The organism is Lutibacter agarilyticus (assembly GCF_900188235.1).
GTDB classification, from domain to species: domain Bacteria; phylum Bacteroidota; class Bacteroidia; order Flavobacteriales; family Flavobacteriaceae; genus Lutibacter; species Lutibacter agarilyticus.
In genome coordinates this window covers 440,797-453,702 of the sequence record NZ_FZNT01000002.1, presented here as the reverse complement: position 1 = coordinate 453,702, position 12,906 = coordinate 440,797, and the positions used below count along the sequence as shown (strand labels likewise).

5 protein-coding genes are annotated in these 12,906 nt (G+C 31.1%); all 5 read right to left on the bottom strand.

What is annotated here, in order from left to right:
• Positions 1–2: 2 nt before the first annotated feature.
• The 5 genes from porZ to CHB67_RS04675 all read right to left on the bottom strand — a co-directional run bounded on the left by porZ (position 3) and on the right by CHB67_RS04675 (position 12,877).
• Positions 3–2,333 (bottom strand): type IX secretion system anionic LPS delivery protein PorZ, encoded by a 2,331-nt coding sequence (gene porZ, locus CHB67_RS04695; RefSeq protein WP_089380582.1) that lies wholly within the window; start codon positions 2,331–2,333, stop codon positions 3–5.
• Positions 2,334–2,765: 432 nt separating this feature from the next.
• Positions 2,766–4,091, bottom strand: a complete 1,326-nt coding sequence (locus CHB67_RS04690) for a sensor histidine kinase (RefSeq protein ID WP_089380581.1) — start codon at positions 4,089–4,091, stop codon at positions 2,766–2,768.
• A gap of 4 nt (positions 4,092–4,095) precedes the next feature.
• Positions 4,096–4,833 (bottom strand): LytR/AlgR family response regulator transcription factor, encoded by a 738-nt coding sequence (locus CHB67_RS04685; protein ID WP_089380580.1) that lies wholly within the window; start codon positions 4,831–4,833, stop codon positions 4,096–4,098.
• Positions 4,834–4,898: 65 nt separating this feature from the next.
• On the bottom strand, positions 4,899–7,238 hold the full coding sequence (gene pbpC, locus CHB67_RS04680) for a penicillin-binding protein 1C (RefSeq protein WP_089380579.1): 2,340 nt from the start codon (positions 7,236–7,238) through the stop codon (positions 4,899–4,901).
• A gap of 80 nt (positions 7,239–7,318) precedes the next feature.
• Positions 7,319–12,877: an Ig-like domain-containing alpha-2-macroglobulin family protein gene (locus CHB67_RS04675; RefSeq protein WP_089380578.1), complete on the bottom strand. Its 5,559-nt coding sequence runs from the start codon at positions 12,875–12,877 to the stop codon at positions 7,319–7,321.
• Positions 12,878–12,906: the final 29 nt, after the last annotated feature.

Genomic DNA, 12,906 nt, shown 5'->3' with positions numbered 1-12,906 from the left:
TATTAGTTAATGATAGCAATTTTAGCAACTTCAGTTTCTGAATTTTCGTTGGCAGTTAACAAAACAATATATACCCCTGAAGCTACTTTTTTACCAGCTAAGTTTGTTTTGTTCCAAACAACTTTACCTCCAAACAATTCTTGACCTTCTTTAATATTTGTTTCAAACACTAAATTACCTGCAGTATCTACAATTTTTATATTGGTACCTCTTGGTAAATGTGTTCCATTTCTTCCATCAATTGTAATAAATTCATTGTTTTTTGTTGAAGGATTTGGATACGCATAAACCTCTTGTAAATTTTCCCCATACTCTGCAACATTACTGTTAAAGGCTACAATACCCTTATCTGTAGCAAAGTATACCAACCCTGAATTATCAGCAACTGCAATTTTTAAAATATTGTTTGAAGGTAGTGGTGAATTGTCTTTGTTAAAATTTTGTAACGTAGTTGAACCTGTTGGATTGGTTTGTAAAGCCCCTCCTATTTCAGTTCCAAACCATTTATTATCGGCACCATCAATTGCTATTGAATTTATAGATTGGTCTCCTAATAATTTCTTCGGAATTCCATCGTCTATTATTATTACAGGTTCTGCATTTACAACAGCTTGATTGATAACATTAGACGCATTATAAAGTACCACCATCCCTTTTTTTGTACCTATCCAAAGTCTATTTCTACTATCAGATTTTACGGTTCTTACATTTAAATCTGGCAACGACCCTCTATTTTGTTCAGTTGTTAAAGATGTTTTATTATTCCCTGATTCATTATACACCAAAACCCCATTTCGCCTAGATCCAATCCAAACTGTTGTGGTTTTATCAACCTCAAGTTCATTTAAACCTAATGCTGTATTTGTAATTGTGGTACTCATATCAACACTAGACCAACTTCCACCCTCACTGTATTTTTTTATTCTATTGTCAACCCAAGCATTCGCAATCCATAAATTTCCTTTATTATCCATTCCTGAACCATTAATTCTTGTTGAAATATAATTTGGTGATTGAGGCAAATTCAATTTTTCTAAACCACTATTTGTATAATTCCAAAAGTCGGTCACTTCATCATCTTCAATAACCAACATTCCTCCAGTATTTGATATATCATTCGGATTACTAGCACCCCACGAGCTCACATATACTTTATTTATATTAAATATATCAAAAGTAATATTCACCAAATTTTTAACTTTAAAATCATTATAAGGCTTATTTAACCAATGATCACCGTTAAAATGACTTATAGGATAGTACCCATTTAAAGGTGTATAAGCTGCATTATAACCACCATAAACCACCCATAGTTGATTTTCTTTAGCCGCAATTGAAAAAGGAGCATTTGATGTTGGACCTTCAGGGTGAATTTCTATAAAATCGTTTATTTGCTGTAAATTACTATTTAAAATTCCGAACTCTGAGGTTCCAATAAAAAGTTCATTATTTTCAAAATAAGCTGTATTTAAATTGTAATAAAATAAATCGGTAGATATTGACGTATGGCTAACTACTTCAACTAAATTATTGTTAAAAACGGTAACTGTACGTTGTGTTCCAATGGTTAAATAATCTAATGATGCTTCAACGCTTCTAATAGTTTGAGTACTTGTGTTTTTTAAGTACAATGTATTGTTTTCAACTAAGTATAAATTTCTATCGCGTGCTGTATAAACTTCATTATTAAAAATTGCGATAGACCTAAAGTTTCCACTAAAACTATGTGTCCAGTTATTATAGTCTATTAAATTTTGATTATAAACATCTGCTGTAAAAATACCATCTTCTGTGGCTGCATAAATAACATCCTCAAATATTTTAATGTCATTAATTTCAATTTCAGTTGATTGGTTCCCAATAAAATAAGTATCACCAAATTGTAGCGTTTCTAAATTATAAACGATAATCGCAAATGACGTTGCTAAATACAATTTATTTTCAAAACCTGTTATACTATTAATTTGTTTACTCCCAGAGTAACTAAAATTTAAAATATCTTTTGCAACTGTAATGGTTCCATCGGCATCAATTATTTCTAACAAACCATTTTCGTAACCAATAACCGTTTTATCGTACGCTTCACTATAATAAATACTTGTAGTAGTTTCTCCTGAAAGACCGTTCACAGAAGATATTTTGTTGATTTCACCTGAATTTAAACTATACTTAAACAAAGCATTATCAGCTATTGCAAAAATATCGGTATCAACCTTTAAAAAATCTTTTACATTATTGTACGAATAAAAGTCTTGCCAACTTTCAGAATAATCAATCTGAGACCAAATTTGCTGTACAAATAAGATTAAAAATATTTGAGTAATTTTCTTCATAAATTATTTCAAATATATCTATTAAAAACGGAAAGGTATTTATTTCTTAAAAAATTTAATTCAAAAAAAAACCTTGAACATTGTAATACGTTCTTACAATGTTCAAGGAATAAATAAATCAACCCCAAAGACTTATTTAATGTTTTAAATGTAAAGTGCCAAAACCCCTCTTGACGAAATTACAATACAAATATACGAGTGTTCTGCTATTCTTTTTAGTGAAATTCACAAAACAACTTTAAAACTAAATAAATGGTAAGTTTAATTAAATAAATGGCATAATCAATTAACGTTAAAGAATCTTTTTACCATACTATTAATCAATATGTTAACTGTTTTAGTTAAAAAATTAAGGTTGAACTAAGCAAAAAAATATTTTTTATATTATGCTTTATAAAATTTATGGAAGCTATTTCGAAATAAAAAATAGTGTTATTCTAAAGGAAATTTTATTGAAACTCTTGTACCCGTTTCTTGACTTGAAGAAATGTCTTTTGTTTCAATAAGTACATCTTTGTTTTTGTATAAAATTTTAATTCGATGTTCTGTTGCCTTTGCACCAAAGAATTTACGCTTTTGAGACATGTGGTTAATTTCTTTGGCTTTATTTATTCCAATACCATTATCTTCAATAATACAAACCGCCATATTATCTTCTTTTTTTATTGATAATTTGATTGCTTTTTCACCTTCCTTTTTCATAATCCCGTGCCAAATTGCATTTTCAATAAAAGGCTGCAAAAATAAAGGAGGAACTTTTATAGTTTCTAAATTTATATGTTCTTGAATATTTACTTTATAGCTAAAGCCTCCATTTACACGCATTTGTTCTAACTTTACGTACAAGGCTAAAATACCTAACTCCTCGGCTAATGTAGATGTTGGACTTGAAGAACTATTTAAAATTACACGTATTAATCTCGAAAATTTTGTAATATAATCTGATGCTTTTTCAACATCACTTTTTAATACAAAATTATTAATGGAATTTAATGAGTTAAACAAAAAATGAGGGTTCATTTGACTTTGAAGTGCTGTCATTTTCAGCTCTTCCATTTCCTTTAATTTTACCGCTAACTTTACTTCCGCATTTTTACTTTTTTGTTCAATTGTTTTAATAATTGAACCTATAATTACTGATAATATTAAGCATTGAAACAAAACACCAACATAAATAAAAAATACAGGATCAACACCAAAATTAGTAAAAGCTTCTTTTCCGATAACTAATTCTAAAAAACTAATATTTGCAAACACTAAATAAAATAAGGTAGCTATTACAAAATTAATTGTATTGTTGTTTTTTATTCTTTTTAAAATAATATAAAACGTATAAATGGTAAAAGCTGTAATAATTGGAGCTATTACAATAAAAGCCTTTAATTGAAATTCGTAACCAAAAAGTAACTGAATTAATAAAAAGATAGGTGATAGAACGAGTAAAACTTTAATTTCTATTTCTAAATACTTATCCCATTCTAAAAGTTTACTTCTAGAATCTAGTAAAACCCTAGCAAAAGCAATATAAGCCCCGTAAGCTAAAAATTGTATGGTAAAATCAGCATACTCTGTGTAATTAGGAATTACCTCTGCAATAAAAGATTGACAAAGAAAAAGGGTAATACTAAATAAATATAAACTGTAGTATAAATATAGATTATTCTTATTTTGAAAATATATCAACAAATGGTATATGAATAAGATGAAAAGTCCTCCTCTTATCCACGAATATATTTCAGAATGAAAATCTAATAACATTCTTTTAGTCTAAATAAAGTTTCTTAAATAACTCAGCTTTTCGATTTCTACTAATACTTGCCGTTAATCCATTTGTCATAATCAACTCACCTCCAAGACCTTTTAAGTACTCCTTAACATGATTTAAATTAATTAAATAAGAATTATGAACTCTAAAAAATTGTGAAAACAAGAATTTTTTCTCAACCTCTTTTAAGGTTTTAGAAACTAAAATTTGTTGCTCATTTTTTAAATATATTGTTGTGTAGCTTTTATCCGATTTCAACATAACAACATCGTCTCTATCTAATAAATATACTTTACCGTCAGCAGAAATATTAATTTTATCATTACTGTCATTTAAATTATTTAATAATAACTGTAATTTATTTTCTAATAAATCGCCTTTTTTTGGTTTTTTAATTTTCTCCATTGCTTCAAGCAACTCATCTTTATCAACTGGCTTCAATAAGTAATCAATTGCTGAGACTTTGATTGCTTTTAAGGCAAATTCGTCATGTGCTGTTGTAAAAATTAAATTGAAATCTCTATTTTCTAGCTTTTCAATCATGGTAAAACCGTCCATTTCTGGCATTTGTATGTCTAAAAACACTACATCAAGACCTCCTTCATTAATAATGTCAATCGCTTTAATTGGCGAATTACAAGTTGTAACTTCAACATTATCAATGTAATTATTTAATTTCCATTCAAGAGCTTCTAAAGCATCATTTTCGTCATCAACTAATAAAATTTGTAACATAGTTTTCTGGATAGATCTTAGATTTTTTTTTGCAAGATACAACTTTTGATTTGATGTTCAAAAGGTTATTTTATTTCAATTTTTTTTTGAATTTCATTACCTTGTTCATCAATTGCAGTAAGCATATAAGCTCCTTTTTTAGGTTTCATTTCTAACTCATGAATATTTTGTGTAGTGGCAATAAACTCACTATCTAAATACCAAAAAACTAATGCTGATGGGTTTGAATGTACTAGCTTAAACACAATTCCTTGCTCCTGTTCTTTGAAATCTTTCGCCAAATAAAATGTGGTATTTTTTTTAGGATTTATAAAATCCATTGTGGTGCTATTTTCGCCCAAACAATCTTTTCTAAAGCTTGGTAAATAGTTATAAAACGGATTCTTTTTTTTAAAATAATAACTCATTAAAGGTGGTAAAACAAACCAACTTTTATGAATGATATTTGGCAATGTTTCGCAAGAAGTATTTACCTGAAATTCTTCATTTTCATCTAAATGTACCCAAAAATGAAACGGACAAGATGCTGTTTTTAATCCTGATTGCTGCACAAACTCCGTGTTCTTTTGTTCACAATATTCACCAGCTCTATAACCACTTTTACTGCAAATTGGTATTTGAACCAATTCATCAAAAGGAGCTTCAAACCAATTACTATTGGGTAAATAATTAAATATTTCAAACATAATTGGGGCCGCAGTTGAAACACCTACCAATCCAGGTCTGCCTTCTCCATCTGCATTTCCTACCCAAACACCAACAACAAAATCTTTGGTAGTTCCAATTGCCCAAGCATCTCTAAATCCAAAACTAGTACCTGTTTTCCACGCAATTTTATTAGCTTCATTAAAAAACTCCCAATTTTGCTCTTCTTCGGGACGGTTTACTTTGTTTAAAGCTTCAAAAGTTAAATAAATAGAACCTGCGTCAAAAATGTTTTTTTCTAATGAAGTTGCTCCAAATTCTGGATTAAAATTAGCCAAATAAGAAGGTTCTATAAACTCTTTTTTATAGTATTTACCTTGCGTATCATCGTAATGATTAACGGTGGAAGCCATGGATGCGTAACTTTTACATAAATCCCATAAATTACTTTCAGCTCCACCTAAAATTAACGACAACCCATAATGATTGGCATTGTACTTAATATCGGTTAATTTTAATGCCTTTAAATAATGATGAAACCTGTCTAAACCAAAGCTTTGCAACATTCTAACGGCAGGTACATTTAGTGATCTTGAAAGTGCTTCACTTGCAAAAACTGCTCCATCAAATTTTTTATTAAAATTCTCTGGCCTATAACTTCCTATTTGAGTTGGCACATCTGCCACCAATGTATTGGGTAAAATATCCCCAGCATCTAACATAGCAGCATACAAAAAAGGCTTTAAAACACTCCCAGTACTTCGCGGTTTATTAATAATATCCACATCTTTTTGATGCTGACGTGTAGTTGGGGAATTTCCTACATACGCCAATACTTTTCTAGTTTTTACATCTAAAACCAATACCGCCATATTGTTAATTTGGTTCTGACTTAATTCTGAATAATGTTTTTTTACAATAGCATTTATTTGCTGTTGAAGATTCATTTGTATCGAAGTTGTTACTTTTTCACCTCGTTGATTTTTCGCCACTTTTTGCAATAAATGAGTTGCTACTTGTGGAATTCTATAAGGTTTTTGGGGTAATGCTTCTTCAATTGCCAATTGATAGGTTAACGTATCAATGATATGTTCATTCAATAATTTTTGTAATAAACGATTTCTTTTCTGCAATAATTGCTCTTGATTTTTCCCAGGATAAATTAAACTTGGCGCATTTGGCAAAACCGCCAACGTTGCGCTTTCTGCCCAAGAAAGTTCGTTTGAAAACCGCCCAAAATAACGCCAAGAAGCCACATCTAAACCAACAACATTTCCGCCAAATGGAGCGTTAGAAGCATATAGCGAAAGTATTTTTTCTTTTGAATAGCGAAACTCTAACCGTGTAGCTAAAACTAATTCTTTTAGTTTTTCAAAATAGGTTCTTTTTTGATTTTTTCTAGATAATCGTATTACTTGTTGCGTTAACGTACTACCGCCTCTTTTTACTTTATTCGATTTGAAATTTTCAACTATAGCCTTTACAATTGAAATGGGATTAAATCCCAGATGTTTATAAAAATAAGCATCTTCAAACTTAACAATACACGCTTTAAATTTGGGTGGAACACGATCGTTTTGTGGAAACCGCCATTGCCCATCACTTGCAATTTTTGCTCCTAACAATTGTCCTTCGGCACTTTCAATAACTGTTGATGTAGGGTCTTTAAATAGTTGTTTTGGCAATGCAAAATAATAAGCCGTTACTAAAATAACGGCTATTATTAATTTGATTTTATGTTTTAATATTTTATCAATCATTATCAAAATTCGTCATTCCGAACTTGATTCGGAATCGCATGATGAGAAGCTGAAACAAGTTCAGCTTGACGTTACTTAATTTACTTCACCACTTCAATCCATTTTCCTGTTGTACGTGTAAAATACTCATTATCGTACATTGCTTCAGCTTGTAAACCATATAAATAATAATTCCCCAAATAAGAAGCGTTTAACAGCACTTTAAATGTTCTGGTTTCTTTGCCATTTAAATTGAAGTAAAAATTCACACGATCATCTCTAATATCGGTAAAATTAGCTGCTCCAACGGTTGTAGCACCAAAATCGGTAAAACGTGTATTTACAATTTCCCAACCTGAAGGAAAAATTTCAGTCAATGCAATATCGTATACATCTTCAGCTTTTAAATTACTTACAGTAACTAAGGCTTCAAATTCAGTTCCTTGAGAAAGTTTAGAAACATCAATTATTTTCCCTTGCGTATCTTTATATTGAACTTGAACACCTAAACCTCTTTTTTCTGAAATCTCTTCACCTAAAGGAAGAATACCAGAATTCAACACATTTATAAATACTAAATTACGTTCGTTATTTGTAATTGAAATACTGTTTACACCTTCATTAATTTTTAAATGTTGCTGTGCAATGGCAAACTTAGTAGTAACCGACTTCGATTTTTCGTTATTGATTGTATACTTTAAATTCAAAGCTTTTCCGCCATTCAATTCCACCATTTTAGCCATTGCCAATAAACTATACGCAGTGGTTTGGGTACTCATCCAATTGTTAGAAGACAATCTTTTAGCAATGTATTTTGCCAATTCCTTTGCCTGAACATCACCAGTCAACAATATTGTTTCCATAGCCATTGCTCTATTTCTATCTACAGAACCATAGGTGTAATAATCGTTGTTTTTAGTTTCAAAATTAATATTTGCCGTATTCGCAATTTTAGTCGCTGCTTCTTTTTGACCTGCCAATGCATAAGCAGCTGCCAAACGCCATTTTGCATTGTTTGAAAGTTCACTAAACTCTCGCAATCTATTCATTGCCGATAAATCTGGATGTCCTGCCAACGCCAAAGTATATAAACGATATGCTTGCGCTAAATCTGAATTATAGGTTTTATATGTAGGTCTCCAATTTCGAGCCGCTTGTTTTTGGTATTTTAACCAATTTGAAATAAAAGTTAATGGCAGTACAAAGCCTATTTTTGAAGCTTCAATCATAAAATGTCCTGCATAACTTGTTCCCCAATCGTTGGCTGAATTTTGCCCCATCCAATAACTTAAACCGCCATTTGGCAATTGAAAATTCCCTAAGCGTTCAATTGCTTTCTCTACATTTTTGGTCATTTCTTGCTTTTGCTGAATTGTAAGCTCCATAATTTCACCTAAATACAACTGCGGAAACACACTTGAGGTTGTTTGTTCAACACAACCGTGTGGATATTGAATTAAATACTGTAACCTTCCTGAAATATCCATAGATGGCAATGTTGAAAACTCAATAACGGCATAATTACTTCCTTTAATTCCGAAGGTTTCAAAATTTATAGTTTGCGTTACATTTGGCTCTAATTCAGCTGCAATTGCTTTTGAAGAAACAGGATTTGGATTTACTACATCAATTTCAACCTCGTATGATGATTTTTGACCATTGCCTTGCGCAATAATCGCTACGTCTCCAATTCCCTTAGCGTTTGAAACATCTAACTCAAAATACACCATTTTTTCATCTGGATTTTCAAATGAAAGTTGTTGTGTTTTTTCACCAACTATGGTTATTCCTTCAGATAATTTTAAACTAACAGCTACGTTTTTAACGGAATTTTCCATAGCGAAAACAGTGACAGGTAATGTTACTTTTTCTCCCGGACTTAATTTACGCGGTAAGGTTGCTAACACCATTAATGGTTTACGCACTGGTGTTGCTTTTTCTGTAGATCCGTAAGCTCCATTTGAATTATCAGCAGCAATTACCATGGTTCTAACCGAACCAATGTATTTTGGTAATTTTATACTGTGTTTTGCTGCTTTCCCTTTTGTTAACGTAAAAGGCCCTAACACACGAACTACGGGTTTAAATCGGTTTGCTTTTTTGTTTTTCCCACCAGCTGCATCACCATCACCACCAATTGATAAAACTTGTTCAATTTTACCTCCATAAGCCCCAATTACATCATCAAAAATATCCCAGGTTTTTACACCTAAAGCTTCACGCGTATAAAATGCATCCCAAATTTTAGGCGTTTTAAATCTGGTTAAATCTAATAAACCTTCTTCAACAACTGCAATGGTATACGACATTCTTTTGCCGTTTTTCTCACTTACTTTTACGGTAAATTCTTCTTCAGGTTTCAACACTTCTGGCATAGAAATTTGTGGCTCTAAACGTGTGCTTGAATCTTCAACTAACAACGGAATAATTCCATACAAACGCAACGGTAAATCGTTAGCTGTTGACGCATGTGGTTGCAGTAATGAAATATTTACAAACACATTTGGAGTCATTTCTTTGGTAATAGGAATTTCAATTTTTGTTTCTCCTTTTACTGTTTTTTTCCAAATAGTTTGCAATACTTCTGTTCCGTTTTCAATACTAATTAAAGCGCGACCTTCGGTTCCTGACGGAAATGTAATCACTGCTTTTTCACCTACATTATACGTATCTTTGTCTGAAGAAAAAACCAACATTTTTGAAGCTTCAGGATCGTTGGTTGGACGTTTCCACCAGTTTTTATAAAAATAGGTTGTTGCGCCTGTTGCGTGTCCGCTCTTTTTATTGATTACTCTAATTAAATAGCGTCCGCCATCATCATCTGAAATGTTTAATTTAAAGTTTGCTTTTCCTGCGGAATTGGTGGTTAATTGTAATTTCTTATATGGTTTGTGATAACTGCTTCCGCTGTATGATGATAAACTTTCGTAGCTTGAGCTCCACCACCAACGCCATTGAATTTGAAATACTTCAACTTCTAATTGTGTATTTGGTGCTGGTTTTCCTTCCGCAGCAATTGAAACCACATCAAATTCAATATTCTCATCAGTATCATACGAATTATATGCTTTTGGTTTCGGTAAATTCAACCCAACAAAAGAAGTATAAGGCGCGTAATTTTTAGTAATTACATCCATTGAAAAATCACCTCCATTTTCAAAAGCCTTGGTTAAAAATGCAACTTTCAACATTCCCGGAGCTTTATTTTTTAAGCTTACTTTCTTATTGATAATTGCTTCTCCTTTTTCGTTTAATTTTCCATCAAATATTTTCACTTCTTCCGAAGAAAAATCTCTCGTAGGATCGTTGAAAATATATGTTGGATATTGCTTACTAAACGCATTAAAGTTTGAACTAAATTTAGCATTTACCTCAGTTTTTATATTTTTTGCAACCGCGCCGTGCAACCATTTTACACTTAAAGTTCCGTTAATTGGCTGCTTATTTGTAAGCACCTCATCTTTAAAATCAATATTAATTTTTAGGCGGTTTGGTTTAACGGTTTCAACTTTTAACGATTGTTGAAATTTAGCACCACCAACGCTTACTGTGCCATTCCAATTTCCTGTTGGTGCATTGCTCGAAGTTGGCACTGTAAATTGGTACATTCCGTTTACGTTATTGGTTGTAATTTCTTTAAAGGCTAATTTTCCACGAGCATCAGTTACCTCTAATTTTATAGGATGCTCTTTTGGTAACGGATTTGCCTTATCGTTTAAAACAAATGTTAAATGAATGGAATCTCCTGGTCGCCAAACACCACGTTCTCCATACAAAAAGCCTTTTAAACCTTTCTGTAATTTTTTTCCTGAAACATTGAATTTACTTAACGAAAGCGAGTAACCATCTTCTAATTTTAAATAAGTTTTTTGCTTGTTTTTTGAAACAATTGCAAAGAAGGCGTTTTTACCCAACTCAACATTTGCAATTCCTTCATTATTGGTGGTTGCTTTTGCAATTTCTTGTTGCTGATAATTGTAAAGCCTAATTGTAGCTTCTGAAATTGGCTGCGTTGTTAAAATATCTGTCACTGCAAAAAAGTACGATTTGTTTTCGCCTTTTTTAGCAATTACACCCAAATTAGAACCTAAAATATTAATAGAAACTGTATTATCTTCATTAAAATAATACGCTTTTTTACACGGATTTTCACGATCTCTCCAGTTATAATAGTCGTTGTTATAATTGTAAATTAAATTGTCCCAATATTGCTCTTCTCTTTCATCTAAATCGTCTGACAACTGAACATCCTCTTCATAAAAATCTTCCTCAAAAAAGTCTTCAGTAGTTGAAGTTTCAACTTCGCTTCGTTCGCATTTAAATAATGAATATTTCTGTTTTATGCTGAATTCAACCCTGTAAATTGCACCCGGATCGGCTTTTATCATTTCAGACAAATCAACCGCATAGGCTTTCCATTTTCCATTATTTTCAACGTTGCTTGTTACTAAATTCATTGTTTTTTTAGCAACTCTTCTTCCTACTCTTCTAATATTATAACTGTTGTTACTTCCTAAGCTATTTTGCTGTAAAAATTGCAACGCATTGTCTTCAAAAATTTTGATAACTCGTATATCAACTGCTTTTAAATTAACGGCTTCAAAATTTATTTTTAGATTGTTTGAATTTGGTAAAATAACGCCACTTGAAATTAACCTAACTGCGGGTTTTAACTGTTCAAAAGCAACTGTTTCAGAAAATGATTTTTTTAATTTATAACCATCAACACTTTTAATACCCTGAAAAACATCAACCAACACATTTCCTGCAATTCTGGTGCTTGGATACACTTTTAAGATATTTCCATCAACCACAAACTTTAAGTTTTCAGCATTTTTAATAGCCACTAAACCATTAAAATTTTGTTGTTTTTTTAGTGGATCTGAAAAATTAATTTTCAAAAATTGTTCAGGAGTTTGAATTACTTCAATATTTAAAATTGAAAAGTTGTTTTTTCCTGCAATTCTTAATGAAGATTGTCCTTCGCTATCAACGTTTATTGTTTTTCCATTCCAAGAAAGTAACACTTCAGAATCGTCTTCAAAACGCTGAACGCTATCAATTTTGAAGCTAAAATTTGTATGAATTGAGTCTGACTCTTTCCATTTTATAGCCAAGTTTTTATTTTTTTGTGTTGCTGAAATAATAGTTTTTACTTTTTCAAACGCTAAAACATCGGCTGTTTTAATGCTACCTTCAATGTATTGCCACTCTTTATTATACGATTGAAAATTGGTAGTTGCAACGGCAAAATTTTGTGCTATAGTTTTAAACTTAAAGGTATAGGTTTTATATTTTGAAGGAATGTTTGCATACATTTCACCTAATTTCACGGTTACAGTATATTCCGTATTTGGTTGTAAATTTTTTGAAGGTTGAAATAATAAACTTCGTGTATTTAAGGCTGATAATTTTCCATTTATACTTGGACTAATTGTTATTAAATCCGTTTCAATTTCTTGATTTGACTCCCAAGATTCAACTTCTTTTGCTAAATCAATTCTAATAGGTTCAGCAATTGAAACTACGCCTGATGTGGTGTAATTTATATACTCTTTAAATTGAAATAAATTATTGGTTGATTCTTGCGGAGTTTCTTTTTTACAAGAAAATAAAAGCACACTAAAAGTTAGAGCGATTAATACATAACGAAGTTTCATAAATGAAGGTTTTTAAAATTCAGCAAATT